Source organism: Chromobacterium sp. CV08 (assembly GCF_051129845.1).
Lineage (GTDB): Bacteria > Pseudomonadota > Gammaproteobacteria > Burkholderiales > Chromobacteriaceae > Chromobacterium.
Map to the genome: position 1 here is coordinate 2,693,337 of NZ_CP150453.1, position 24,622 is coordinate 2,717,958.

Sequence of the window (24,622 nt, forward strand, 5' to 3'; positions counted from 1 at the left end):
AGCTTATTTAGGGATCGCGCGCAACAACTCGGCGCGATCATCAAAGGCATTGTTCCAAACTTCGGCCAGACGATCTTCGAACACAGCGCGCGCATAGCGTGCGGGCATGTTCGAGGCTTTCGACCAGCCAAAGAAGGTTCGCAGTTTGGCGAGAGCGACATCCATCGGGTCCTCTTGAACTAACAACTGATTCAGTCGAAGCACGGCGCAGGTGTGACGCAGATCGTGCGGAGATACTGAACATTTACCCGTTCTATCCTCTAGCTCTTTTAATACGGCCGTCGGCAAGGCTTGGGTAATGGCCGAAAATGCCTTGCTGATGGATTCGGTCGAGAGTGGGCTGTCTAGCTGTGAATTCAGCAAAAAAGGATGCTCGGGCTTGCCACGAAAATTCTCGGTATAGATTTGGATGATGCTGGCGACTAACTCGCTTACCGGGATTTGCCGTATGGAAGTCTCGGTTTTTATGCTGGGTCGTGAGTGGCGGGCATCGATGACTTCATCGTCATAAGGATTTCCTTGTACGTTCAGCCAATACCGCTGCCGACCCTGCTTGCGATCAAATGCGGACTTGATACTGTCGGTGGCCAATAACAGTAGTTCGCCACGACGTAGGCCTTGATGCAACATTAGGATGAAAATCACGTAGACCCGCCAACGAGTCCTCGCTTGCTTGAACGGGTTTTTTGATGTCTCCGGATCTAGGACGTCATACATTGCCTGCACAACTGATGCAGGCAGAGACCGAACCGTCTCGACACTTCGTCTCGGCCTGATGTGTAACTGGCCGTAGAGCAGGTTGAGTTGATACAGTCGCTGCTCAATTGCGGGCAGTTTTTTGTTAGCCGGGTGGCCCTTGGACAGCCACGTAGTCGTATTGACTACGAACTCCAACCCTGTTTTCCAGCACAGTTCGTCCGCCCCGGAAATCTCCGGCTGGTTATGTATGGTAACAAACCAAGACTCTAGGATTTCGGCTAGCGCCACGTGATCGATAGCACCCAGGGCGTCATCTAAGGCCCCGGGACCACGAAGCTGGTCGGCATGGCAATACAAGCGCTCGATATAGCGCAATTTTTTGACGCGGGTCGTATCCGCGAGAGCGCTCAAGTTCATCATGGCCCATACGGTGGACCAATAACGTGGCAAGTTGTATTGATCGACTAGCAGCGCCGAGCGCAGCGAGCGCGGTAGACCAGCATCCCAATGCTCTGTGAACAAATTCATTCTCAGCTGTTGACATGGCGGATGTTCGTACCAATGCCTGATGTAAAGAGTCAGCCAGGCTCTCGCAATCTCAAATAATATGTCAAGCTATTTGTACTTTTCAAGCGGGTGAGCTCTATCGGGAAATACAGTCCGTAGGCAACAGAGTTCAAAGAAAAACATACCAGATGCTCGATTTCGTGTTGCAGTACAAATCACTGAAGGCATACGAATTATGCAACACTGAAAAACTTACCAGGACTTCGCATAATCTATATTATGTCAAATTATGGATGTATCGGTAAAAGCGGCTCGCGCAATCAGCGTCAGCGCCCAATAACTGACTTGCTGATGGCGCGGCCGTGAACCGGTGCCGCGCGTAGTGCATCCATGGCTGCGCCATCACTCAGAAACGGCGCTGGGTGTTCAGCGACCGACACGGCACGCACATCATCCACCCATGCACAGCCCAGTAGGTCTCGTAGCCAGGACGCACACGCAGGAATGACAGCCCCCGATCCAGGTCATCAACAAGCAGAACATACCGACAGGACCGCCCTCACATGCCATAGGTCAGCACGGTAACCTCAGCGGCAAGAACCAAGCTCAGCAAAACAAGAAATGCATCTGCAAGCCCTATCCGCTACTTCACTCTTTTCAACAGAGCCAAGCTTCATTAGCTATCAGTCGGTCCACTCTTTCAATATCACCATCGAACCGCCGAAGCAATGTTGCATATCCGTCCATATGCACTTCAGATGGCTTTGATAATAAATATTTCTTAGTCGGCTTTCGTCGATATGCTTTGGGACGAACCACTCGCAACTGCTCTGATGCAGAGGAAGCCTTGCCCAGGCAATATGAAACCCAACAAGCCATTCCAACACTAAAAATCAACAAGCAAAACATCAGCTCTATCTCGAATACCATAGAAAAACATAATAAAATCGATGGCGCCACACCAAACTGACCGTTCTATCCGCCCGCGCTACTGACCTGAAGCAAAAGCAAAATCTCATCCACGCCGAGGCGGGAACAGCGTGCAGGCTGTTCCCGCCCTCCGGCCAAGCCTCATCACGGAAGGCGGTGCAGCGCCTGCGTCAGCAGGTTCCATTGCTCGATCGACACCGGCACGCCGCCGGCATTCAGGACCTTGTTGCTCATAGAGCCGTCGGTGACGATGCCCAGCGCCTTCGCCTGCCAGTCGCCGTTCTCCTGCAACAGGATAGGTCCGCCGCTATTGCCGCCCTTCGGGCCGCAGTTCGACGACACGAACTGGCCATTGACGATGGGCTGCACCGTCCACTTGCCCAGGCATCGCAGCATGCTCCTGCCGTCGTATCCGGAGTTCGGATAGCCGACCAGGTATCCTGTGAACGAGTTCTCCAGCGGCCGCTCCTGGAACACCAGGCTCAAGCCGCCCGTCTTCTCCTCTATCCGGCCCTGCACCCTGACCGCCGCCACATCCAGGCCCGGCAAGGAACCGTCGTCCAGCGTGGCGGCCTGAATCCCGGGCCAGACTCCTAGCGGACTCGGCGCGACGGAGGTGCCGTCATAGGCCGGCACGAAGGCGAAGTCCTTATTCCACTGCGGCGGCTGACCGGAACGCACGCAGTGTCCCGCCGTCAACAGCAGGTCATGCCGCGGCGCATGGACCACGCTGGCGCTGCAGGAACCGCGTTCGCCATTCCGGTGGCGGAAAAACAGCCTTCCGATGGACTTGGACGCCGGTACTTTCCCATAGGGGCGGGACACCTCTGCATAGCCGTTTATATCGGCCCCAGGCGTCAGAATATTGGAGTTTCCCGTCGCGATCGCATGAGTCTGCGGATCCCGATTCAGCTTGGCCATCTCCGAAGCCGTCCATACGGTAGACAGCTGCGTCGCATCGATGGTGCCGGAAACCTGTACCGCGGCCATCGCCGCGCATGGCGCGCTGAAACATAAAACGCCGAGCAGCGCTGAAAAATCAGACCTCATCTCACCCTCCTCGATCGGCATCGCGATCAACTGGTGCAAGCTTGTCTGAATAATTACCGCTGCATGGCGCTGCGGGATTTATTTTGGGAAAAATCTGATATGTTCCGATGCGCCGTCCCATCTCCACTTCATGTGTTATCCCGAACGCTATCCAACAAGCTATTTTTTTGCAGCAAAAGCACTAAAAGCTGCATATCACGGGAAAAACAAAAAAGCATTCATCATTTTTTTATGAAGCCCGGCGATTTTGCAACACGTACGAATCGGGAAGCGAACGTTTGCTTGCGTTGTTGGTTTCGTCTGACTACACTGCACGCCTTTTATCATGTCTAGCCAATATAATTGGCGAGCCATATAGATTCAATAATTCAATTTTTATGGCACTTTACTCCAGATTGCACACGGGGTATTGGCTATCAGGTGATGATGTGAAGTATTTTGCGGTATTTGTTTTCATGGCATTCTTTGCTGTCGGCAATGCATTCCCCCAAGACACCGGCAACAATATCAACCCGTTCGGCAGCACCACGATGGACGGTAGGATCAAGGACTTCCCGCGGCTGAAAGTCACCGCCGGCGTCGCCTCCGTCAGCGACATCCACGAAGCCTGCGGCATGACCAAATGGATATGGGCGATCGGCGCCTTCATGCAAGGCTGCACCAGCTTCGGCCAGGACATGCAGTGGGCCCATATCCGCATCGCCAAACACGCCGCCACCCGCGATCTGCGCCACGAGGTGTCCCATACCTGCGGCGAATATCATGGCGACACCATGCCCCGTTATATCGATAACTGGAAACAACGCACCGGCTGGCAGCCATCCGCCGACAATGTCTGCACGCCCGAATACGAGGCGGAAACCTATCAGCGGCTTTACCTGGAACTGAAGCAGGCCGGCTGGCAACCCGGCGACGAAGAGCAGGCCAGAATCGCCGAGGACCGCGCCCGCCGCGGCGTCGGCAAGTAGACGCCCGCGGGCTGACGACTAGGCACTCGTCAGAATGGTTGGCCGCTTTGGCCAGCCGACATCCCTTTCCCGCTCCAGCAGGCAACAGGCTTGCGGGCTGTTTTCTGTCGCTGCGCGTCGGCAGTGCCGCTATTGCGCCTGCGGAAAGATGGGCTCGCCGGTCTCCAGCAGCGATTTCAGATTCGACAGGATTCGCGGCCAGCCCCAGGCGACGGCCTGAATGAAGGCCGAAGTTTCGCGCTCCATTTCATGGGAGACGAGCAGCTTGACCACGCCCTCCTCTTCCTCCAGCACGATATGGCAGACGCTGTCGCCCTCTTCCCGCATTTCCGGCTTCCATTCATTGTGCCAGCGCAGCGTCAGCCGATATGGCGCGTCGACCATCAGCACCTGACCGCTGTCGGCCAGTCGACCATCGGGAAAAACCAGCCGCCATGGCGCGCCGACCTGCCATGTGGTTTCGATATGCATGCCGAACCAATAGAGCCGCGTCAGCTCCGGCTGGGTCAGCGCCCGCCAAAGGCGTTCAGGCGCGGCCTGGATATAGATGCAATAGGCGAATGTCGACTTGGCCATCATTCCCTCCTGTCCGGCAAACAACCATGCTGGCATGGGTCACTTTCATCGTAGGCGGCCGCAGCGGCGCATGACAAGCGCGAGCGGCGGGATAGGCGGACGGGCAGCCGGCACGGCGCCGGCTGCCTTCGGAACCGCCGGAAAAACAAAACGCCGCCCAGTTTTCACTGGACGGCGTCGCGCCGAGACTAGCGGCTTTCAGGCCATCAGGCCTTGCTGGCGGCCAGTTCCTGGTATTCCTGGATCTGGTCGAAGTTCAGGTATTGGTAAACTTCGGCGCTCTTCTCGTTGATGATGCCGATATTGGCCTGATACTCCTCCACGGTCGGGATCTTGCCCAGCTTCGAGCAGATCGCGGCCAGCTCCGCCGAACCCAGGAACACGTTGGAATTCTTGCCCAGACGGTTCGGGAAGTTGCGGGTGGAGGTGGACATCACGGTCGCGCCTTCGCGCACCTGCGCCTGGTTGCCCATGCACAGCGAGCAGCCCGGCATTTCCATGCGGGCGCCGGCGCGGCCCAGCACGCCGTAATGGCCTTCCTCGGTCAGTTGCTTGGCATCCATCTTGGTCGGCGGCGCCACCCACAGCTTCACCGGGATGTCGGCCTTGCCTTCCAAGAGCTTGGACGCGGCGCGGAAGTGGCCGATATTGGTCATGCAGGAGCCGATGAACACTTCGTCGATCTTGGTGCCGGCCACTTCGGACATGAACTTCACGTCGTCCGGGTCGTTCGGGCAGGCGACGATCGGTTCCTTGACGTCGGCCAGGTCGATGTCGATCACGGCGGCGTATTCGGCGTCGGCGTCGGCCTTCAGCAACTGGCCGTTGGCGATCCAATCCTCCATCGACTTGATGCGGCGCTCCAGCGTGCGGGCGTCCTGGTAACCGTCGGCGATCATCGCCTTCATCAGAGTGATGTTGGAGCGCATGTACTCGACGATCGGCTCCTTGTTCAGGTGCACGGTGCAGCCGGCGGCGGAGCGCTCGGCCGAGGCGTCGGTCAGCTCGAACGCCTGCTCGACCTTCAGGTCCGGCAAGCCTTCGATTTCCAGGATGCGGCCGGAGAAGATGTTCTTCTTGCCGGCCTTGGCCACGGTCAGCAGGCCTTGCTTGATCGCGTACAAGGGGATGGCGTTGACCAGGTCGCGCAGCGTCACGCCCGGCTGCAGCTTGCCCTTGAAGCGCACCAGCACCGATTCGGGCATGTCCAGCGGCATCACGCCGGTGGCGGCGGCGAAAGCCACCAGGCCGGAGCCGGCCGGGAAGGAAATGCCGATCGGGAAGCGGGTGTGGCTGTCGCCGCCGGTGCCGACGGTGTCCGGCAGCAAGAGGCGGTTCAGCCAGCTGTGGATCACGCCGTCGCCCGGACGCAGCGAGACGCCGCCGCGGGTGGAGATGAAGGCCGGCAGTTCCTTGTGCATCTTGACGTCAACCGGCTTCGGATACGCGGCGGTGTGGCAGAACGACTGCATCACCAGGTCGGCGGAGAAGCCCAGGCAAGCCAGGTCCTTCAACTCGTCGCGGGTCATCGGGCCGGTGGTGTCCTGCGAGCCGACGGTGGTCATCTTCGGTTCGCAGTAAGTGCCCGGACGCACGCCCTTGCCTTCCGGCAGGCCACAGGCGCGGCCGACCATCTTCTGGCCCAGCGAGAAGCCCTTGCCGGAATCGACCGGCGCCTTCGGCAGGCGGAATTCGGTGGAGGCCGGCAGGCCCAGCGCTTCGCGCGCCTTGGCGGTCAGGCCGCGACCGATGATCAGGTTGATGCGGCCGCCGGCGCGCACTTCGTCCAGGATCACTTCGGACTTCAGCTTGAACTCGGCGACGACGGCGCCGTTCTTCTCGATCTTGCCGGCATACGGGTAGACGTCGATCACGTCGCCCATCTCCAGCTTGGACACGTCCACTTCGATCGGCAGCGAGCCGGAATCTTCCTGGGTGTTGAAGAAGATCGGCGCGATCTTGCCGCCCAGCGTGACGCCGCCGAAGCGCTTGTTCGGCACGAAGGGGATGTCCTGGCCGGTCGCCCACACCACCGAGTTGGTGGCGGATTTGCGCGAGGAGCCGGTGCCGACCACGTCGCCGACGTAGGCGACCAGATGGCCCTTCTTCTTCAGATCGTCGATGAACTGCATCGGGCCGCGCTTGCCGTCTTCTTCCGGCTTGAACGCCGCGTCGGCGCGGGTGTTCTTCAGCATCGCCAGGTAGTGCAGCGGGATGTCCGGACGGCTCCAGGCGTCGGGGGCCGGCGACAGGTCGTCGGTATTGGTCTCGCCCGGCACCTTGAACACGGTGACGGTGATCTTCTCGGCCACTTCGGGACGGCTGGTGAACCACTCGGCCTTGGCCCAGGACTCGACCACTTCCTTGGCGATGGCGTTGCCCTTGTCCATTTTTTCCTTCACGTCGTGGAAGGAATCGAACATCAGCAGCGTCTTTTTCAGGCCGGCGGCGGCGATCTTGGCGACGGCGGCGTCGTCCAGCAGGTCGACCAGCGGTTTGATGTTGTAGCCGCCCAGCATCGTGCCGAGCAGCTCGGTGGCCAGTTCGCGCGAAACCAGCGGCGACTTCACGCTGCCTTCGGCGACGGCGGCCAGGAAGGAGGCCTTGACCTTGGCGGCGTCGTCCACGCCGGGCGGCACGCGGTGGGTGATCAGCTCGACCAGCGTGGTTTCCTCGCCCTTCGGCGGGTTCTTCAGCAGTTCGACCAGTTCTTCGACCTGCTTCGCCGACAGCGGCAGGGGCGGAATGCCCAGCGCGGCGCGCTCGGCAACGTGCTGACGATAAGCTTCTAGCATGACTCGGGACCTTCTTGGCTTTGGTTGTCGGCAAGCCTGGCGGCGCGCGGGCGCCGGCAGTCTCCACTCGTTAAGTTTGCATCATTGCCGGGCGTTTGGCGCCGGAATATGCTCTTTGTAGTGATTGAAGGTTACGCTGTTAGGCGCTTGCATACAAACGAGTAATAGCAACATCGATTGTGAGTTAAAATCACAGCATGAGCACTTACCCTCCGCTGAACTCGCTGCGCATTTTCGAGGCCGCCGCCCGACTGGAAAGCTTTTCCGCCGCAGCCGGCGAATTATTCGTCACGCATGGCGCTGTGAGCAAACAGATTAAGCAATTGGAAGATTGGCTGGGCCTGCCGCTGTTCGAGCGCAGCGGCGGCAGGGTGCGGCTGACCGACGCCGGCTGGCGCTACCTGGTGCAGGTGCAGGACGGCCTGGACCTGATCGCCAACGCCACCGCCCAGCTGCTGCAGCCCAACAACCAGCGCCGCCTCAGCATCAACTCCACCCCCACCTTCGCCACTTATTGGCTGCTGCCGCGGCTGCCGGGCTTCCGCGCCCGCTTTCCGGAGCTGGAGCTGCATCTGGTCACCTCGGACCGCGACCTGTCGCGACTGGACGCGCCGTTCGACATCGCCATCCGCCGCGGCCCCGGCGACTGGCCCGGCCATATCGCCAAGCCCTTCCTGAAGGAATGGGAGCTGCCGCTGGCCAGTCCGGCGCTGCTGGCCAGGCTGCCGCTGGCCTGTCCGGCCGACCTGGTATCGCATACGCTGCTGCATGCCGACACCCGCCCCACCGCCTGGCCGCGCTGGCTGACGCTGGCCGGAGTGCCCGAGCTGAAGCCGGCCAGCAGCATGCATTTCGACAAGTTCTCCCTGGCCTTGCAGGCCGCCGCCGACGGCCTGGGCGTGGTACTGGGGCCGATGCCGATGGCGCAGGCGCTGATAGACGCCGGCAAGCTGGTATCGCCGTTGCCGGCGCCGGTGGTCACCGTGCGCGACTATTGCTGGGTGGCGCCGCGCATCGCCGCCGAGGATCCGACGGTGACGGCCTTCTGCCGCTGGCTGGAGAGCCAGGCCGCCGACACCGGCGCCTTCGGCCCGTGAGCGGACTCAATGCCCCGGCGGCACGCCTATCAGCCGCAGCTCCATCGGCGGCGTGTCGCGAGGCAGCCATTTGTTGTAGATGCGCTTGAAGCTGCCGTCCCTCTTCACGGCCGCGAAAGCGTCCTGCCAGCGGCGGATCTCGTCGCCCGGCGTGCCTCGCGAGAACGCCAGATACAGCTCCAGCGACTCCAGCACCCGCACGACTTCCACCGCGTCCGGCGGCTGATGGATGTCCTTGAGCACCGAGGCGACGACGAAACCGCCCTCCACCCACATATCGTAACGGCCATGCAGCAGTTTCTGGGCCGTCACCTGCGGCGTCGGCGCCAGGTCAACCTCGACGAAGCCGGCCGCCGAGGCCGCGTCGGCGAAGATGCTGCCGCGGTAGGCGCCGACCGGCCGCTGGTAGATGCCGGAACCGAGCGCCAGCAATTTCGCCGCCTCGCCCTTGCGCGCCAGCAATACCGTTTGCGACACCGCGATCGGTCCCAGCAGCGACATCTGCTTCTCGCGCGCCTCGCTGCGCCCGACGGTGAACAGCATCACGCCGGGACTGGTCAGCAGCTCCTTGTAGCCGCGCGCCCACGGCACGACTTCGACGGGACTGTTGTCGTGGAGGCGGGTCTGGATCTCTCGCACCACCTCCACCGCCATGCCGTCGGCGACGCCGTTGTGCTGATAGGTGATCGGCGGCCAATCCTCGGTGTAGAGGATCAGGGCCGCGGCCGGGGCCGACCAGGTGGCGCAGCCGAACAACAGCAGAAAGAGGATGCGGATCAGCATGGCCACTCCCAGAACGAAACACTCGTCTTCTTTTGATAGCCGCTTCCGCCCGCCTGCGCCGGCTTATTCGTTATAATGCCGCGTTGTGTCGGCACCCCGCCGGCATTATCATTCGCGCACCCACACCCCCATCCCGAGGAAAGTCATGAGCCGCATCACCCTCTCCCGCTTTTTGATCGAACAGCAGCGCAAGGCCGGCACGCTGCCGCCGGAACTGCGTCTGCTGATCGAGACCGTAGGCCGAGCCTGCAAGGCCATCAGCTACTCGGTGAACAAGGGCGCGCTGGCCGGCGTGCTCGGCGAGGCCGGCACCGGCAACGTGCAGGGCGAAGCGCAGAAGAAGCTGGACGTGATCGCCAACGACTTCCTGCTGGACGCCAACGAATGGGGCGGCAGCCTGGCGGCGATGGCGTCGGAAGAGATGGAACTGCCCTACCACATCCCCGGCGAATACCCGAAGGGCGAATACCTGCTGATGTTCGACCCGCTGGACGGCTCGTCCAATATCGACGTCAACATCTCGGTGGGCACCATCTTCTCCATACTGCGCAGCCCGCAGGGCGTGACGCAACCGTCGGAGCAGGACTTCCTGCAGCCGGGCACCCAGCAGGTCGCCGCCGGCTACACCGTTTACGGCCCGCAGACGATGCTGGTGCTGACTTTCGGCAGCGGCGTGCACGGCTTCACGCTGGACCGAGAGCACGGCTCCTTCGTGCTGACGCACCCGGACATGAAGGTGCCGGAACGCACTGCCGAGTTCGCCATCAATATGTCGAATATGCGCCACTGGGAAGCGCCGGTGCGCCGCTATGTCGAAGAATTGCTGGCCGGCAAGACCGGCCCGCGCGGCCGCGACTTCAATATGCGCTGGGTCGCGTCGATGGTGGCCGAAGTGCATCGCATCATCACCCGCGGCGGCATCTTCATGTATCCGAAGGATGCCCGAGACCCGTCCAAGGCAGGCAAGCTGCGCTTGATGTACGAAGGCAATCCGATGGCCTTCATCATCGAGCAGGCCGGCGGCGCCGCCACCAACGGCCACCAGCGCATCATGGACATCGTGCCCAGCAAGCTGCACGAGCGTGTGGCGGTATTCCTGGGCTCCAAGGAAGAAGTGGAACAGGTCACCCGCTACCACGCCGAACAGCAGTAATCCCGGCAGTCGGCGGCTTGCCGGGCGCGTCCATGCCCTCGGCAAGCGCCGGATCGCCGTCGCACAGCGCATCGACCGCACGCGCGGTCTTGTCCAGGGTTTCGGCCAGCGCCTGCCGCTGGGCGCCGCTCAGCCCCAAAGGCGTCAGTGACCGTTCGAGTTCCTCGCACATCGCGCCGAACAGCGCGCGGACCTCATGCCGATGGCGCTGCGCGACGGCATCCCGGCTGTCGAGCGCCAATGAATGCAAGCGTTCCGCCGCCCCTTCCGCCATCAGTGCCAGATAGTCCTTCAACTTGCCGTAGCGATCCGGATCGTCGACAGGCATGTTATTGATCAGGATCGATACCGGGCCGTAGTGGAAAGCGGTGCGGCTGCCGCTGGAAACGATGTGCCGGCGATCCGCCGACAAGTCCTCCAGCAGCAGCGACTCCATCGGATTGCTGCACCGCTCCGAGTTCAACGTCCTGGCTTCGCCGCCGACGCGCAGCTGAACCGCGCCGTTCAGACCGAATTCCCCGACGGCCTCCAGCGACGCCTCCATCAGCGCCTCGGGACCGGACACACTGAACAGACGGCGGAAATAGTGCAGACAGGCGCCCAGCGCGCTGCTGTCGGTCATCGCCGACATCGCCACCGACATCGCGCCCTGGGTCTGCTTGCGCAGCTCGTTGATTTCATTGCGGACGCGCAAGGCCTGCTCCACCTTGCGCGTCAACTCCTCCGCTTGCAGCGGCTTGCCGACGAAGTCCTCGCCGCCGGCGTTGTAGGCCGCCAGCCTGCGCACCGGATCGCCATCGGCGGAAACGAAGATCACATAGGGCTGGTTCTCCAGCTCCAGCAGCCTCATGCGCCGACAGGTCTCGTAGCCGTCCATGCCGTCCATCTGTATGTCCAGCAGCACGATGTCCGGGCCTTGCTCCGCCACCGCTCGCAGTCCCTCCTCGCCATCGCCGGCGCACGTGACGCAGAGTTTGTCGTCAAACAGCACCTGCACGATCCGGACCACGATGGGATCGTCGTCTATCACCAGTATCCGGTGCTTTTCCATTTCGTCGCCCCTCCCGACCTCCCAGGCTTTCGGGTATTACAGCTATAGCCCGTCGCCGACGGCAAAACCGGCCAAAATCACCAGCGTCCCGCCAGGGCCGCCATGCGATGACCGCGCGGCCAGGCGGGCGGAAGATAAGCAAGCGCACTGGCTTGAGTGCCGGCTATCTGGTGTAGAATGGAGGAATACCAATCATTAGCAGCCAGCGCGGGCTTGCGAATCGCGGGAGGATTGCCGGAACAAACGGAATCCAAGCAGGCTTGCGCTGGCAATCAACTGAATATAATAGGTTATTAGAATTACATGGCAATCCAACTGAAAGACGCGCAAGACATCGAAAAAATGCGCATCGCCGGCCGGCTGGCCTCCGAAGTCCTGGACTTCATCACGCCGCACATCAAGCCGGGCGTCACCACGGAAGCGATCGACAAGCTGTGCCACGACTATATGGTCAACGTCCAGGGCACGATACCGGCGCCGCTGAACTACGCGCCGGACGGCCACGTGCCCTATCCGAAGTCGGTCTGCACCTCGGTCAACCATGTGATCTGCCACGGCATTCCGAACGACAAGCCGCTGAAGAACGGGGACATCGTCAATCTCGACATCACCGTGATCAAGGACGGCTACCACGGCGATACCAGCCGCATGTTCTACGTCGGCGATGTCAATCCGCACGCGCGCCGCCTGTGCAAGATCACCTACGAGGCGATGTGGAAGGGCATAGAGAAGGTGAAGCCCGGCGCCAAGCTCGGCGACATCGGCTACGCGATCCAGAGTTTCGCCGAGGCGGCCGGCTACAGCGTGGTGCAGGAATTCTGCGGCCACGGCATAGGCAAGAAATTCCACGAGGAACCGCAGATCCTGCATTACGGCCGCCCCGGAACCGGGCTGGAAATCCAGGCCGGCATGATCTTCACCATCGAGCCGATGATCAACCAGGGCAAGCGCCATCTGCGCATGCTGGCCGACGGCTGGACCGTGGTCACCAAGGACCGCAGCCTGTCCGCTCAATGGGAACACACCGTGCTGGTCACCGAAACCGGCTACGAAATCCTGACCCAGTCCGCCGGCACGCCGGAAAAGCCCAGCTTCAAGTAAGCCGGCCACCCGATCGCCCCCAGCCCCGCCCGGCTTGCCGCGCGGGGCTTTTCACATCCGGCGGCGCAATCAATTGTTGCCAAATATTGCATGCTTTAAATAGCCCTTGTGCGCGCAAGCGTTTGTTTCTAAACTGAAACCGAGTTATTGCCCTCGTCGGGCGAAGCGTTCGCGGGAGAAACATCATGGCGCTGACCGTCAATAGCAATCTGGCTTCGCTGTCCGGCCAATACCAGCTGAACAAGACCCAGCAAGCCACCAAGCAGGTCCTGGCCCAACTGGCCTCCGGCTCCAAGCTGAACAGCGCGGCCGACAACGCCGCCAACCTGGCCATCGCCCAGCAGCTGCAGGCGCAGATCAACGGCAACAACCAGGCGATCAACAACGCCAGCGACGGCGCCTCGCTGGTGCAGACCGCCGACGGCGCGCTCAGCCAGCTGCAAAGCAATACCCAGCAGATCCAGACGCTGGCGATCCAGGCCGGCAACGGCGCGCTCAGCAGCAGCAACCGCCAGGCGCTGCAGCAGCAGGTTGACCAGCTGACCCAGGCCAACTCGCAGATCGTGCAGAGCACCCAGTTCAACGGCACGCCGCTGCTGACCGGCGGCAACGCCGCCACTTTCCAGGTCGGCCCCAACGGCACTTCGTCCAACCAGGTGACGGTGCCGGGCATCGATCTGTCCGGCGCGCCGGCATCCGGCGGGCTGAACAGCTACAACGCCAATCTGGGCGCGACCAAAACGATAGACATCACCACCCAGGCCAATGCGCTGACGGCGCAGCAAAGCACGCAGAGCGACCTCGGCACCATCAGTTCGCAGCGCGCGACGCTGGGCTCGGTCAGCAACAGCTTCGACGCGGTGATCAACAATCTGCAGTCGAGCAATATCAGCACCCAGGCCGCCAACAGCCGCATCAACGACACCGACTTCGCCGCCGCCAGCGCCCAGCTGGCGTCGCAGCAGATTCTCGGACGGTCGGCCGCGCTGACCCAGGCGCAGGCCAATATCGCGCCGCAGGCCGCGCTGTCGCTGCTTGGGTGAGCAATTTTATTTGAAAGTTCCAATAAGAATTAAAAAATAATTTCAATTACAGGCTTGTTTCAAGCGCAAGCCATCCCTTATGATCGGCATATGAATCGATTTGATCAACGGGCACCCGTCGCGGTGCCCTTTGTCCATCCGTAAGGAGTTTCCTATGCCCGCCACTCCGGCCATCACTCTTTCCTCGCTCGACTACGAACGCCTGACGGCCCTGCTGGAGACCTGCGCCCACGACCATCCGGTGGCGGGTCGGCTGGAAGCGGAGCTGGACCGCGCCGAGGTCGTCGAGCCGCAGGCGATGCCGGCCGGCGTGGTGACGATGAACAGCACCGCGCGCATCCTGCTGGACGGCGGAGAGAAACTGCTGACCCTGGTCTATCCGCGCGACGCCGACAGCGAACAAGGGCGGATATCGGTATTGGCCCCGATAGGCGCCGCGCTGCTGGGCCTGTCCGCCGGCCAGACCATTCAATGGCCGACGCCGTCAGGCAGCGCGCAGCTGACGGTGCTGGAAATCGCCTATCAGCCGGAAGCCGCCGGAGAATTCCACCGCTAGCCCTACTCGTCGGCGTAGCGCAGCGCGATCGCGTGGAACTCGTCGGCGATCCGTAGAAAGACCGCGACGATTTCCGGGTCGAAATGACAGCCGCTGCCGACCCGTATCATTTCGACCGCAGACTCGTGCGGCAGCGGCGGCTTGTAGACGCGGCGCGAAATCAGCGCGTCGTAGACGTCGGCCACCGCCATCAGCCGGGCCGACAGCGGAATCGCCTCGCCGGCCAGGCCTTCCGGATAGCCGCTGCCATCCCACTTCTCCTGGTGGCAATGCGCGATTTCGCGTGCCAGGCGCAAGAAATTGCTGGGCGCGTCCAGCATCCTTTCCGCCGCCGCGATGGTGTCGCGGCCGAGCACCGTGTGCGTCTTCATGATGTCGAACTCTTCCGGCGTCAGCGGACCGGGCTTCAGCAGGATGCAGTCCGGAATGCCGACCTTGCCGATGTCGTGCAGCGGCGCCGACTTGTACAGCAGCGCTATGGTCTCGTCGTCCAGCTGCTCCCGGTAGGCCGGGTTCTTACGCAACGCTATGGCCAGCGCGCGCACATAATTCTGCGTGCGGCGCAGATGATTGCCGGTCTCGTGATCCCGGGTCTCGGCCAGCGAGGCCAACATCATGATGGTCGCATCCTGTATCACCTGCACCTCCCGGGTACGGCGCTCCACCTCGCGCTGCAGGAACAGCGCCTTGTCTTCCAGGAAGTCCGATGACGCCTTCAGCCGAAGATGGGTTTGGACCCTGGCCTGCAGTATCGGCGGCGAGATCGGCTTGATGATGTAGTCGACGGCGCCGGCGTCGAAGCCGGCCTGCTCGTCCTCGTACTCCCCCATCGCGGTCAGGAAGATCACCGGAATGCCCGCGGTGCGCGGATCGTCCCGCAGCCGGCGGCACACTTCCAGCCCGCCGATGCCCGGCATCATCACATCCAGCAGCACCAGGTCGGGCAGCGTCTCGCCGGCGGCGATCTGCAGCGCCCGCTCGCCGCCGTTGGCGATCAAGGTCCGGTAGCGGTCCTTCAGCAATCCGTACAACTGGGTCAGATTCTCCGGGGTGTCGTCGACGATCAGGATGACCGGCTTGCTCGAATCGGACGCATCGTTCATTGTTCCTGCCCCGGAAAGCGCAGGCCGCCGGCGGCCATCGCCGCGCGCAGCTCGGTCAGCGCCGCAGCGAAGTCGAAACGCGCCAGCGCCTGCTCGAATGCTTCGCCGCCGCCGGGAAAGACGGCCCTCACTTCGGCAGCGTGCGCGAGAAAATAGCCCAGCGCCTCGCCGTCGCTGGCGGCCAGCAAGGCCGCCAGCCGCGACAACAAGGCGGCGCCCTGAGGCTCGCCGCTGTCGGCGGCCGGCGCCGTCCGCTCCAGCGCAGACTGCAGTCGCTCCACCATCGCCGCCAGATCGCGCTGCAGCGCCTGCAGCAGCGGCGCGCAGTCGGCGCGTCGCTTGATCGCCTGCTCCAGCCGCAACGCGGCCTCCTGCAGCTCGATCAGCCCCAGGCCGCCGGCGGCGCCTTTCAGCGAGTGGGCGATGCGGGCCGCAGTTTCGCGGTCGTCGGCCGCCAGCGCCGCCTCGGCCCGTCCGGCCGCGCCCGACTCGGTATCGATGAACTGTCGCAGCAGATACCGGTAGAGTTCGCGGTTGCCGGCCACCCGCCGCAAGCCGGCGATCTGGTCCAGCCCCTGGACCGCCGGCAGCACCAGCGAGTCCAAGGCCTGCCGCTCCGAGGCGACGCCGGCGGTCCGGGTCCAGCGCGCCAGCGTGTCGTACAGCATGCGCGGGTCCACCGGCTTGGCGATATGGTCGACCATGCCGGCCGCCAGACAGCGCTCGCGCTCCTCGGCCAGCGCATCCGCCGTCATCGCGATGATAGGCAGCTCGGCGAAGCGCGGGTCGGACTTCAGTTGCCGCGTCGCCTCCGTGCCGTCCAGCACCGGCATCTGCACATCCATCAGCACCGCGTCGAATCCCTTGGGCCCATAGGCGCGCAGCTTGTCCAGCGCGGCCTGGCCGTTGCCGACCACGGTGACGGTGGCGCCGGCGCCCTCCAGTAGCTCGACCGCGATCTGCTGATTGATCAGATTGTCCTCGACCAGCAGCAGGTGGATCCCGTCCAGGTCCACGCCGGCGCCGGGCGTCTCCGCCGCAGGCTCGCCGGGCGAAACCGGACCGAACACTTCCAGCACCACGTTCAACAGCGCGCTCTGGCTGACCGGCTTGACCAGAAAGGCGTCGCAACCGGCGGTCCTGGCCTCGGCCCGGACGTCCTCGCGGCCGAAGGCCGTCACCAGCACGATGCGCACGCTGCGGCTGATCTCCCGGATCCGTCGTATGGTCTCGATGCCGTTCATGCCCGGCATCATCCAGTCGACGAAGGCCGCGTCGAACGGCTGGACGAGATTGGCCTGCCGCACCAGCGGCACCGCCTCGCTGCCCAGGCCGCAGGCGGTCACCTCGAAGTCGAGCGCCCGTAGCTGCTCGGACAGCACGTCGCGCGCGGCATCGTTGTCGTCCACCACCAGGATGCGCAAGCCCTTGGCCTCCTTCGGCAAGGACTTTCGACGCGGATCGACGGCATCGGTGACGTCCAGCCAGCAGTTGAAGATGAAGGAACTGCCCCAGCCCGGCGCCGACTCCACCCGCATCGTTCCGCCCATCAGCTCGACCAGCCTGCGGGCGATGCTGAGGCCCAGCCCGGTGCCGCCGAATCGGCGCGTGGTGGAGCCGTCAGCCTGGCTGAAGGCCTGGAACAGCTTCGCGATCTGCTCCTCGCTCATGCCTATGCCGGTATCGTGCACGCAGAAGCGCAGCTGGGCCTTGCCGCCTATGCGGTCGTCGACCCCGATGATGATGGCGACCTGGCCCTTGTCGGTGAACTTGATCGCGTTGCTCACCAGATTGGTCAATACCTGGCTCAGCCTCAGCGCATCGCCGACCAGGCCCTGGGGCACGTCGCGCTCCATCTCGAACAGCAGTTCCAGCCCCTTGGCGGCGGCGTCCTGCGCCACCAGCGCCGATACGCCGTCCAGCACATCGTCCAGCCAGAACGGCCTGGCCTCCAGTTCCAGCCTGCCCGCCTCCACCTTGGAAAAATCGAGGATGTCGTTGATGATGCCCAACAGCGAGGTGCCGGCATTGTGGATCTTGCCGATGTAATTGCGCTGCTGGTCGCTCAGATCGGTCTTCAGCGCCAGATAGGACATGCCGATGATGGCGTTCATCGGCGTGCGGATCTCGTGGCTCATATTGGCCAGAAACATCGACTTGGCCTGGGTGGCGCTTTCCGCCGCCACCTTGGCGGCGTGCAGCTCGCCGGAGGCGACCGCCAGCTGCGCGTACAGCTTGCCGTTCTCCAGCAGCAGCACCGCCAGCACCACGCTGGCCGCCAGCAGGCCGTAGACGCGGCCGGCGTAGAAACCCAGGTCGAAGCGGCCGGCATTGAAGACGACGGACAGCGCGATGTCGAGTATCCAGCTGCTCATCACCACCATCAGCCACAGATCCAGCAGGCTGCGCGGCTGACGCAGCCCGACCGCGGCCAAGGCCAGCATGCACAGGCCCCAGACGCAGGAGACGACACCCCACATCAGCGGCGAGTAGCGGCTGCCTTGCATGATGACCGGCAGCAGTTCGTGGCCGCGGGTGGCCAGCACGCCCAGCGCGACGACCGCCAGCGCAGACGACAGCACAGACAGCGCGATCGCGCGGCCGGTGCGGGCGCCGGAGACCTTGCCGCCCATCTGGCTGTAGACGATGACCAGCAAGGGGAAGCCCCCGTGCCACAGCATGTACAGCCAGGCAGTGGTCTGCGGGCCGGAACCGAACATGCCGTGCTCGGCGAACAGGCCGGGAAAGCTCAGCGCGTGCAGCATCGCCATCAAGGCGGTGAACAGATAGGCCGTCGCCAGCACCTGCAGCGCGCGCCGCCGCAATATGGCGAACTGGCCGAACAACAGCACGGCGGTGACCAGGTCGTTGACCGCCATCGCCGACTGGTACACCGGGATGAAGGCCCATACCTTGGCCAGCTGCAATTTGGCGAAGGGCAAGATCGCCAGGAAGACCAGCACCGAGACGGCGACGACGCCGAACGCGAGCCGGCTTTGCCCCCGGGTGGGCGGCAAGGTCGACAGGAAGGCGGAACTCGGGCGGGTTTCGGGACCGGATGGCTGCATCGGCGTCGCTCTTTGCTGGGGTGGAAAGTTCGCGCTAACACCTTCCTATACAGCATAGCCATCAGCCCCCCCGGCCGCACCACCGATCGGCGCGCGCCGGAACGAAAACGGACGCCTGCCGGCGTCCGTGTCGGATGTCCGCCTCGACGCCGCCGGCTAGGCCAGCCAGCCCCGCGACCTGGCGTCCAGCAGCCGGCCTTCCAGATACGCCCACAGCGCCGGACAGCCGCTCCGGATCGGCGGACCGATGCGGTCCAGCACCTGCTGGTGGCGGATGCCGTTCTCGCGCCAGCTCTGGCCGTTGTTGGCGAGGTTAAGCAGCACCGGCATCGCGCGGTCGGCGGCATTGGCGAAGCGCGCGTCGGCGGTTTCGCCGGCCTCGAACTCCTTCCACAGCGCGAGGAAGCGCGGCCCCTGCTCCGGCAGCATGCCGAAGAGGCGGGTGACGCAGGCCAGCTCCTGCGCCTTGCGCTCCTCCCAGCCTCCCTCGGCGTAGACTATGGTGTCGCCTGTCTCGATTTCGCCGATGTCGTGCACCAGCAGCATCGCCACCACGCGGTCGATGTCGACCGGCTCGACGGCGTAAGCCTGCAGCGACGCCGCCAGCAGCGCGATCTGCCAACTATGCTCGGCGGAGTTCTCGTAACGGTCGCTGTTCAGCACGCGGGTCTTGCGCGTCACCTGCTTCAGCTTGTCGATTTCCAGCACGAAATCCACGATGTTCTGCATATTGCTTTCTTTCCGTCGATACAGCAGACCGGAGTCCGCTTGCGCCGGCGCCTACCAGCACCGTTGAATCATCTGCGCCAGCTGCACCAGCCGGCCGTGGAAGAAGTGGCCGGCGCCCGGAAACACCAACACCGGCAGGTTCTGCGGCCGCGCCCAGTCCATCACCGCGGCCAGCGGGATCACCTCGTCCTCTTCGCCGTGTATCACCAGCGTGTCGGCCGGCACCTCCGGCGTCGGGATCGGATACTTGCCGACCGCGACGCCCATCAGCAGCAGCTTGTCCGCTTCGATGCGGGCGCGGGCGCGGGCGGCGACGAAGCCGCCGAAGGAGAAGCCGGCCAGCGCCAGCGGCAGGCCCGGATGCTGAGATTTCGCGTATTCGACCACCGCGATCGCGTCATCCACCTCGCCGTTGCCGTAGTCGTGCTCGCCCTCGCTGTCGCCGACGCCGCGCAGGTTCGGGCAGTAGCAGGCGTAACCCAGCTGCGACAAGGCCTTGGCGGCGGTCTGCACCACCTTGTTGGTGTGGGTACCGCCCTGCAGCGGATTCGGATGGCAGATGACGGCGACGCCGGCGGCCTCGCCCTGGGCGGGCACGTAGATGGTGTCCAGCATGCCGACCGGGCCGGCGACTCCGACTTTGTTCATCGCCTTCAGCATCAGATCTTCAGCCTTTCCACGACCCGGCCGTGCACCATGTGTTCGTTGACGATCTCGTCGATGTCGTCCTTGTCGACGAAGGTGTACCAGGTCTCCTGCGGATAGACCACCATCACCGGACCGTCGTCGCAACGGCCCAGGCAGCCGGCCTTGTTGACCCGGATCCTGCCCTCGCCGGCCAGGCCCAGGGCCTTGACCTTGTCCTTCATATAGCCGAGCAGCTCGCTGGAGCCGAAGTTGTTGCAGCAGCTCTCGCCGGCGGCGCGCTGGTTGCAGCAGATGAATACGTGCTTGTCGAAAAAGCTCATGGAATGTCTCGCTTAGCTGTCGCTGTCCGCCCAGCCGGCCGCGCCGACGGAGGCGGCGTTGTCGAACTTGGCGTAATGGCCGATGAAGGCCAGCCGCACCGCGCCGGTCGGACCGTTACGGTGCTTGCCTATGATGGCCTCGGCCAGGCCCTTGTCCGGGGAGTCCGGGTTGTAGTAGTCGTCGCGGTACATGAAGATGATCAAGTCGGCGTCCTGCTCGATGGCGCCCGATTCGCGAAGGTCGGACATCATCGGCCGCTTGTTCGGACGCTGCTCCACCGCCCGCGACAGCTGCGACAGCGCGATCACCGGCACCTGCAACTCCTTGGCCAGGCCCTTCAGGCCGCGGGAGATTTCGCCGAGCTCGGCGGTACGGTTGTCGCCGCGGCCGGAACCCGACATCAGCTGCAGGTAGTCGATGACGATCAGGCCGAGCTTGCCGCCGTGCTGGCGGGCCAGGCGTCGGGCGCGGGCGCGCAGTTCCAGCGCGGTCAGCGCCGGCGTCTCGTCGATATACATCGGCGCGTCGGACAGCTTGCCGATCGCGTAGGTCAGTTTCTGCCAATCGTCGTCGCCCAGCTTGCCGGTGCGCAACACGTGCTGGTCCAGCCGGCCGACCGAGCCCAGCATACGCATCACCAGTTGCGCGCCGCCCATTTCCATCGAGAACACCGCCACCGGCAGATGGGTTTCCACCGCCACGTGCTCGGCGATGTTCATCGAGAAGGCGGTCTTGCCCATCGACGGACGGCCGGCGACGATGATCAGGTCGCCCGGCTGCAGGCCGGAGGTCTTGGCATCCAGGTCGATGAAGCCGGTCGGCACGCCGGTCACCTCGTCCGGATTGTCGCGGCTGTACAGCATGTCGATGCGCTCGACCACCTCTTTCAGCAGACCCGGCATTTCCAGGAAGCCCTGCTTGGACTTGGCGGTCGATTCGGCGATGTGGAAGACCTTGCCCTCGGCCTCGTCCAGCAACTGGGCCGCGTCCCGGCCCATCGGGGCGTAGGCTGCCTCGGCGATTTCGGTACCGACCTGGGCCAGCTGGCGCATCACCGAGCGCTCGCGGACGATTTCGGCGTAGCGGCGGATATTGGCCGCGGACGGCGTGTTCTGCGCCAGCGTCGCCAGATAGGCCAGGCCGCCGATCTCGGCCAGCTCGGCGTTCTTGTCCAGCGCCTCGGACACCGTCACCACGTCGGCCGGACGCGCCATCTCCACCAGCTTGGCGATATGCTTGTACACCAGTCTGTGGTCGTGGCGGTAGAAGTCTGCCTCGGACACCACGTCGGCGATCTTGTCCCAGGCGCTGTTGTCCAGCAGCAGGCCGCCCAGCACCGATTGCTCGGCCTCGACCGAATGCGGCGGCGTGCGGATGGCGACCATCTCGCTGTCGAAATTATCGTACTGTTCTGTCATGTAGACCCGGAATGCGCGCGCGGAATGGCGCGCGTAAGGCAAAACGCAATTCTAACCGAAACGCCGCCGCTTTGGCGCGGCGGCCCAAGCGCCTGCTCACGATCTTTTGCGGGAGCCTCGGGGACGCAGCCGCAAAAAGGCCATAAACAGGCTCTAGCAGTTCAGCCCCGCGACATAGCCCGACGACCACGCCCACTGGAAGTTATAGCCGCCCAGCCAGCCGGTGACGTCGACGACTTCGCCGATGAAGAACAGGCCGGGCACGTCGGCCGCCATCAGGGTCTTCGACGACAGCGCCTTGGTGGAGACGCCGCCCAGCGTCACCTCGGCCTTCTTGTAGCCCTGGGTGCCGTTGGGCTTCACGCACCAGCGGTGCAATTGCTCGGCCAGCTGGCGCCGCTGCTTGGGCCCCAGGTCCTTGACGCGCTTGTTCAAGCCTATGCGGTCCAGCCAGGCGTCGGCGAAACGGCGCGACCAGCCGAGCTCGCTCAAGGCGTTGGCGATCAGCTGTTCGCTGTCACCCTTCTCCGCCAGCCAGGCCTCGGCGTCGCCGCCCGGCATCAGGTCCAGCAGCAGCTCCATTCCCGGCTGCCAATACGAGGACACCTGCAGGATGGCCGGGCCGGACACGCCCTTGTGGGTGAACAGCACGTTTTCGCGGAAACGTCCCTTGCCCGCCCTCGCCTCCACGTCCACAGACACGCCGGCCAGCGGCGCGAAAGTCTCGGCGTCGTCGACGTGGAAGGTCAGCGGCACCAGGGCCGGACTCAGCTCGGTCACCGGCAGGCCGAACTGCTCGGCCAGCCGGTAGCCGAACGGCGTCGCGCCGATCTGCGGTATCGACAGGCCGCCGCTGGCGACGACCAGCGACTGCGACAGGAAGCGGCCGCCGGAGGTCTCGACGGCGAAGCCGCCGTCGTCGGCGCGGGACACCGACTGGATGCTCGTCTCCATCCTGCGGTCGACGCCGCCGGCGCGGCACTCCTCGTCCAGCATCGCGATGATGCGCTCGCTGCCGTCGTCGCAGAACAGCTGGCCCAGTTTTTTCTCGTGATAGCCGATGCCGTGGCGCTCCACCATGGCGATGAAGTCCTGCGGCGTGTATTGCGCCAGCGCCGAGCGGCAGAAGTTCGGATTGGCCGACAGATAGCAGTCGAAGCGGGCATTGACGTTGGTGAAGTTGCAGCGCCCGCCGCCGGAGATGCGGATCTTCTCCGCCAGCTTGGCCGCGTGGTCCAGCAGCAGCACGCTGCGGCCGCGCTGGCCGGCCGTCGCCGCACACATCAGACCGGCCGCGCCGGCTCCGATGACGATTACATCGAATTGCAAAAACTTATCCTTATCATTTTAGTCAACTATTGGCCACGCAGAACATATTCCAGTAAACTGCGGTTAACGCCACCGCTTATGCGGATTACTCTACTCAACAAGGAGAGCATAATGGAACACAAACTGCCCGAACTGCCGTACGCGCTGGACGCCCTGGCCCCGCACATCTCCAAGGAAACCCTGGAATTCCACTACGGCAAGCACCATCAGACCTATATCACCAATCTGAACAACCTGATCAAGGGCACCGAGTTCGAGAACGCCTCCCTGGAAGAAATCGTCAAGAAATCGTCCGGCGGCATCTTCAACAACGCCGCCCAGGTCTGGAACCACACCTTCTACTGGTTCGGCCTGGCCCCGAACGCCGGCGGCGAGCCGACCGGCGCGCTGGCCGACGCGATCAAGGCCAAGTGGGGCTCGTTCGACGAGTTCAAGAAGGCCTTCACCCAGACCGCCATCGGCACCTTCGGCTCCGGCTGGGCCTGGCTGGTCAAGAACAGCGACGGCAGCCTGGACCTGGTGTCCACCAGCAACGCCGCCACCCCGCTGACCACCGATAAGAAGCCGCTGCTGACCTGTGATGTGTGGGAACACGCGTATTATATCGACTACCGCAACAGCCGCCCGAACTATCTGGAACACTTCTGGGCGCTGGTGAACTGGAACTTCGTGGCGAAGAACTTCGCCTGATTCCCGTCGCACGCGAACAAGGGGCCTTGCGGCCCCTTTTTTCATGCCTTCGACAGCGGCGCCCCTCGAATCCCGGCGATCAGCCTGTCGCCGTTTTTCGCCTCCTCCCCCCGACACAGGCCGTTCAGCCAGTCCGCGAACGAGGCGGTGAATTTTTCCGGCATGTGCGGCACCACGGCGACGCCGGGACAGGTGGCGGGCAGCTTAAATTCAGGGCGGAACCCCCGCAAGCAGGCGGGCGTAGCTGCCGTCCAGCCTCATCGACGCCAGCGCGGCGTCGAAGCGGTCGCGCAGCCCGGCCAGCTCGGGCTTGCGCGCGAAGGCGATATAGCTGGGAATCTGCTCGATGGGCGGCTGCAACTCGCGCACCCGCCCCTCGGCGTGCTGCCGCCGGATGATGACCCAGGCGCCGAGGCGGTTGCTGACCAGGATGTCGAAACGACGCGCCAGCAATTTGTCCATATTCTGCTCGCCGCTGGCGGCGGTCTCGGCGATGCGTATGCCGCCCCGCCTGACCGCCTCGTCGAAAACCGCGCCGTAGTTGACGGATCTGACCACGCCGAAACGGTAGCCGGCCAACTGCTCGAGCCGCCCGTCGAAACGAATCGCGGCATCCTTGAGCACGAACAGCGACACCGCCTGCGGCACCAGTACCTGGCGGGAATAATCCAGCCTGGCCTCGCGCTCCGGCGTCCTGTACAAGGTGAAAATGGCGTCCGCCTGCCCGGCCTCCACCATCGCCAGCGAACGCCCCCACGGATAGATGGAGACGTGAATGGGCCGCCCCACCCTGCGGAAGGCCTCGCGCACGATGCCGACCGCGACGCCGCCGACCTCGCCGCCGTCCTGGTACTGGTACGGCGGATATTGCAGCGTGACCAACTGCAAGGGCTGCTCGCCGGCGCGGGCAAGCGCCGGCAACAACAGCGACAGCAGGACGAGCAGCCTGGTCAAGATTCGCGCGCTCCAAAGGCAACGGGGCGTCCCGCTGCCGGAACGCCCCCGTT

General features: G+C 63.6%; 23 protein-coding genes. 8 read left to right on the forward strand and 15 right to left on the reverse strand.

Annotation, left to right across the window (positions count from 1 at the left end; all coding sequences use genetic code 11):
- Positions 1-3 precede the first annotated feature (3 nt).
- Together WNM05_RS12625 and WNM05_RS12630 are read right to left on the reverse strand one after the other, a co-directional pair.
- Positions 4-1,227 carry a tyrosine-type recombinase/integrase gene (locus WNM05_RS12625; RefSeq protein ID WP_434627102.1) on the reverse strand — a complete coding sequence of 408 codons (1,224 nt, stop codon included), beginning with the start codon at positions 1,225-1,227 and terminating at the stop codon, positions 4-6.
- Positions 1,228-2,280: 1,053 nt separating this feature from the next.
- Entirely contained in the window at positions 2,281-3,126 is an 846-nt protein-coding gene (locus WNM05_RS12630) for a trypsin-like serine peptidase (protein WP_434635149.1), read from the reverse strand.
- On the opposite strand from WNM05_RS12630, the gene WNM05_RS12635 reads away from it, so the two are divergent.
- Both WNM05_RS12635 and WNM05_RS12640 read left to right on the forward strand, forming a co-directional pair.
- The gene (locus WNM05_RS12635; protein ID WP_434635197.1) at positions 3,050-3,235 is read left to right on the forward strand and encodes a hypothetical protein; all 186 of its coding nucleotides are present in this window, start codon (positions 3,050-3,052) and stop codon (positions 3,233-3,235) included. The two genes, WNM05_RS12630 and WNM05_RS12635, sit on opposite strands and share 77 nt — an antisense overlap.
- A gap of 406 nt (positions 3,236-3,641) precedes the next feature.
- Positions 3,642-4,154, forward strand: a complete 513-nt coding sequence (locus WNM05_RS12640; RefSeq protein ID WP_434627104.1) for a hypothetical protein — start codon at positions 3,642-3,644, stop codon at positions 4,152-4,154.
- A gap of 129 nt (positions 4,155-4,283) precedes the next feature.
- On the opposite strand, the gene WNM05_RS12645 is transcribed toward WNM05_RS12640, so the two are convergent.
- Together WNM05_RS12645 and acnB are read right to left on the reverse strand one after the other, a co-directional pair.
- On the reverse strand, positions 4,284-4,730 hold the full coding sequence (locus WNM05_RS12645) for an SRPBCC family protein (RefSeq protein WP_434627106.1): 447 nt from the start codon (positions 4,728-4,730) through the stop codon (positions 4,284-4,286).
- Positions 4,731-4,936: 206 nt separating this feature from the next.
- Positions 4,937-7,525, reverse strand: a complete 2,589-nt coding sequence (gene acnB, locus WNM05_RS12650; protein WP_434627108.1) for a bifunctional aconitate hydratase 2/2-methylisocitrate dehydratase — start codon at positions 7,523-7,525, stop codon at positions 4,937-4,939.
- Positions 7,526-7,722: 197 nt separating this feature from the next.
- Here acnB and gcvA point away from each other — a divergent pair, with 197 nt between their 5' ends.
- Positions 7,723-8,622 (forward strand): transcriptional regulator GcvA, encoded by a 900-nt coding sequence (gene gcvA / locus WNM05_RS12655; RefSeq protein WP_434627110.1) that lies wholly within the window; start codon positions 7,723-7,725, stop codon positions 8,620-8,622.
- A 6-nt stretch (positions 8,623-8,628) separates the two neighbouring features.
- On the opposite strand, the gene WNM05_RS12660 is transcribed toward gcvA, so the two are convergent.
- On the reverse strand, positions 8,629-9,405 hold the full coding sequence (locus tag WNM05_RS12660; RefSeq protein ID WP_434627112.1) for a substrate-binding periplasmic protein: 777 nt from the start codon (positions 9,403-9,405) through the stop codon (positions 8,629-8,631).
- Positions 9,406-9,550: 145 nt separating this feature from the next.
- Here WNM05_RS12660 and WNM05_RS12665 point away from each other — a divergent pair, with 145 nt between their 5' ends.
- Positions 9,551-10,558 carry a class 1 fructose-bisphosphatase gene (locus tag WNM05_RS12665; RefSeq protein WP_434627114.1) on the forward strand — a complete coding sequence of 336 codons (1,008 nt, stop codon included), beginning with the start codon at positions 9,551-9,553 and terminating at the stop codon, positions 10,556-10,558.
- On the opposite strand, the gene WNM05_RS12670 is transcribed toward WNM05_RS12665, so the two are convergent.
- A complete protein-coding gene (locus tag WNM05_RS12670) occupies positions 10,530-11,609 on the reverse strand; it encodes a response regulator (RefSeq protein ID WP_434627116.1) in 1,080 nt (359 codons plus the stop codon). The two genes, WNM05_RS12665 and WNM05_RS12670, sit on opposite strands and share 29 nt — an antisense overlap.
- A gap of 303 nt (positions 11,610-11,912) precedes the next feature.
- On the opposite strand from WNM05_RS12670, the gene map reads away from it, so the two are divergent.
- The 3 genes from map to rnk all read left to right on the forward strand — a co-directional run bounded on the left by map (position 11,913) and on the right by rnk (position 14,309).
- A complete protein-coding gene (gene map, locus WNM05_RS12675) occupies positions 11,913-12,710 on the forward strand; it encodes a type I methionyl aminopeptidase (protein ID WP_434627118.1) in 798 nt (265 codons plus the stop codon).
- A 185-nt stretch (positions 12,711-12,895) separates the two neighbouring features.
- A complete protein-coding gene (locus WNM05_RS12680; RefSeq protein WP_434627120.1) occupies positions 12,896-13,753 on the forward strand; it encodes a flagellin in 858 nt (285 codons plus the stop codon).
- 154 nt (positions 13,754-13,907) lie between these two features.
- Complete coding sequence (gene rnk / locus WNM05_RS12685; RefSeq protein ID WP_434627122.1) at positions 13,908-14,309, forward strand: nucleoside diphosphate kinase regulator; 402 nt, start codon at positions 13,908-13,910, stop codon at positions 14,307-14,309.
- Between the two features lie 2 nt (positions 14,310-14,311).
- On the opposite strand, the gene WNM05_RS12690 is transcribed toward rnk, so the two are convergent.
- The 7 genes from WNM05_RS12690 to WNM05_RS12720 all read right to left on the reverse strand — a co-directional run bounded on the left by WNM05_RS12690 (position 14,312) and on the right by WNM05_RS12720 (position 22,925).
- The gene (locus WNM05_RS12690; protein WP_434627124.1) at positions 14,312-15,412 is read right to left on the reverse strand and encodes an HD-GYP domain-containing protein; all 1,101 of its coding nucleotides are present in this window, start codon (positions 15,410-15,412) and stop codon (positions 14,312-14,314) included.
- Complete coding sequence (locus tag WNM05_RS12695) at positions 15,409-18,480, reverse strand: response regulator (protein WP_434627126.1); 3,072 nt, start codon at positions 18,478-18,480, stop codon at positions 15,409-15,411. Before WNM05_RS12695 ends, WNM05_RS12690 begins: the two co-directional genes overlap by 4 nt.
- 156 nt (positions 18,481-18,636) lie before the next feature.
- On the reverse strand, positions 18,637-19,209 hold the full coding sequence (locus WNM05_RS12700; protein WP_434627127.1) for an HD domain-containing protein: 573 nt from the start codon (positions 19,207-19,209) through the stop codon (positions 18,637-18,639).
- 51 nt (positions 19,210-19,260) lie between these two features.
- Complete coding sequence (locus WNM05_RS12705) at positions 19,261-19,869, reverse strand: alpha/beta hydrolase (protein ID WP_434627129.1); 609 nt, start codon at positions 19,867-19,869, stop codon at positions 19,261-19,263.
- Positions 19,869-20,177, reverse strand: coding sequence for a (2Fe-2S) ferredoxin domain-containing protein (locus tag WNM05_RS12710; RefSeq protein WP_434627131.1), 309 nt, complete (start codon positions 20,175-20,177; stop codon positions 19,869-19,871). Before WNM05_RS12710 ends, WNM05_RS12705 begins: the two co-directional genes overlap by 1 nt.
- Positions 20,178-20,189: 12 nt before the next feature.
- A complete protein-coding gene (gene dnaB, locus WNM05_RS12715; RefSeq protein WP_434627133.1) occupies positions 20,190-21,596 on the reverse strand; it encodes a replicative DNA helicase in 1,407 nt (468 codons plus the stop codon).
- Between the two features lie 153 nt (positions 21,597-21,749).
- Positions 21,750-22,925 carry an NAD(P)/FAD-dependent oxidoreductase gene (locus WNM05_RS12720; RefSeq protein ID WP_434627135.1) on the reverse strand — a complete coding sequence of 392 codons (1,176 nt, stop codon included), beginning with the start codon at positions 22,923-22,925 and terminating at the stop codon, positions 21,750-21,752.
- 111 nt (positions 22,926-23,036) lie between these two features.
- Between WNM05_RS12720 and sodB the strand changes: the two genes are divergently transcribed.
- Positions 23,037-23,615 (forward strand): superoxide dismutase [Fe], encoded by a 579-nt coding sequence (sodB, locus tag WNM05_RS12725; protein ID WP_101708222.1) that lies wholly within the window; start codon positions 23,037-23,039, stop codon positions 23,613-23,615.
- 41 nt (positions 23,616-23,656) lie between these two features.
- On the opposite strand, the gene WNM05_RS12730 is transcribed toward sodB, so the two are convergent.
- Both WNM05_RS12730 and WNM05_RS12735 read right to left on the reverse strand, forming a co-directional pair.
- A complete protein-coding gene (locus WNM05_RS12730) occupies positions 23,657-23,845 on the reverse strand; it encodes a chemotaxis protein CheB (RefSeq protein ID WP_434627137.1) in 189 nt (62 codons plus the stop codon).
- Entirely contained in the window at positions 23,826-24,569 is a 744-nt protein-coding gene (locus tag WNM05_RS12735) for a substrate-binding periplasmic protein (RefSeq protein WP_434627139.1), read from the reverse strand. Before WNM05_RS12735 ends, WNM05_RS12730 begins: the two co-directional genes overlap by 20 nt.
- Positions 24,570-24,622: the final 53 nt, after the last annotated feature.

Excerpts from the sequence above, each read along its gene's own strand:
- WNM05_RS12625 (WP_434627102.1), bottom strand. The coding sequence starts at position 1,227 with ATGAATTTGTTCACAGAGCATTGGGATGCTGGTCTACCGCGCTCGCTG.
- WNM05_RS12630 (WP_434635149.1), bottom strand. The coding sequence starts at position 3,126 with ATGGCCGCGGTACAGGTTTCCGGCACCATCGATGCGACGCAGCTGTCT.
- WNM05_RS12640 (WP_434627104.1), top strand. The coding sequence starts at position 3,642 with ATGGCATTCTTTGCTGTCGGCAATGCATTCCCCCAAGACACCGGCAAC.
- WNM05_RS12645 (WP_434627106.1), bottom strand. The coding sequence starts at position 4,730 with ATGGCCAAGTCGACATTCGCCTATTGCATCTATATCCAGGCCGCGCCT.
- acnB (WP_434627108.1), bottom strand. The coding sequence starts at position 7,525 with ATGCTAGAAGCTTATCGTCAGCACGTTGCCGAGCGCGCCGCGCTGGGC.
- gcvA (WP_434627110.1), top strand. The coding sequence starts at position 7,723 with ATGAGCACTTACCCTCCGCTGAACTCGCTGCGCATTTTCGAGGCCGCC.
- WNM05_RS12660 (WP_434627112.1), bottom strand. The coding sequence starts at position 9,405 with ATGCTGATCCGCATCCTCTTTCTGCTGTTGTTCGGCTGCGCCACCTGG.
- WNM05_RS12665 (WP_434627114.1), top strand. The coding sequence starts at position 9,551 with ATGAGCCGCATCACCCTCTCCCGCTTTTTGATCGAACAGCAGCGCAAG.
- WNM05_RS12670 (WP_434627116.1), bottom strand. The coding sequence starts at position 11,609 with ATGGAAAAGCACCGGATACTGGTGATAGACGACGATCCCATCGTGGTC.
- map (WP_434627118.1), top strand. The coding sequence starts at position 11,913 with ATGGCAATCCAACTGAAAGACGCGCAAGACATCGAAAAAATGCGCATC.
- WNM05_RS12680 (WP_434627120.1), top strand. The coding sequence starts at position 12,896 with ATGGCGCTGACCGTCAATAGCAATCTGGCTTCGCTGTCCGGCCAATAC.
- rnk (WP_434627122.1), top strand. The coding sequence starts at position 13,908 with ATGCCCGCCACTCCGGCCATCACTCTTTCCTCGCTCGACTACGAACGC.
- WNM05_RS12690 (WP_434627124.1), bottom strand. The coding sequence starts at position 15,412 with ATGAACGATGCGTCCGATTCGAGCAAGCCGGTCATCCTGATCGTCGAC.
- WNM05_RS12695 (WP_434627126.1), bottom strand. The coding sequence starts at position 18,480 with ATGCAGCCATCCGGTCCCGAAACCCGCCCGAGTTCCGCCTTCCTGTCG.
- WNM05_RS12700 (WP_434627127.1), bottom strand. The coding sequence starts at position 19,209 with ATGCAGAACATCGTGGATTTCGTGCTGGAAATCGACAAGCTGAAGCAG.
- WNM05_RS12705 (WP_434627129.1), bottom strand. The coding sequence starts at position 19,869 with ATGCTGAAGGCGATGAACAAAGTCGGAGTCGCCGGCCCGGTCGGCATG.
- WNM05_RS12710 (WP_434627131.1), bottom strand. The coding sequence starts at position 20,177 with ATGAGCTTTTTCGACAAGCACGTATTCATCTGCTGCAACCAGCGCGCC.
- dnaB (WP_434627133.1), bottom strand. The coding sequence starts at position 21,596 with ATGACAGAACAGTACGATAATTTCGACAGCGAGATGGTCGCCATCCGC.
- sodB (WP_101708222.1), top strand. The coding sequence starts at position 23,037 with ATGGAACACAAACTGCCCGAACTGCCGTACGCGCTGGACGCCCTGGCC.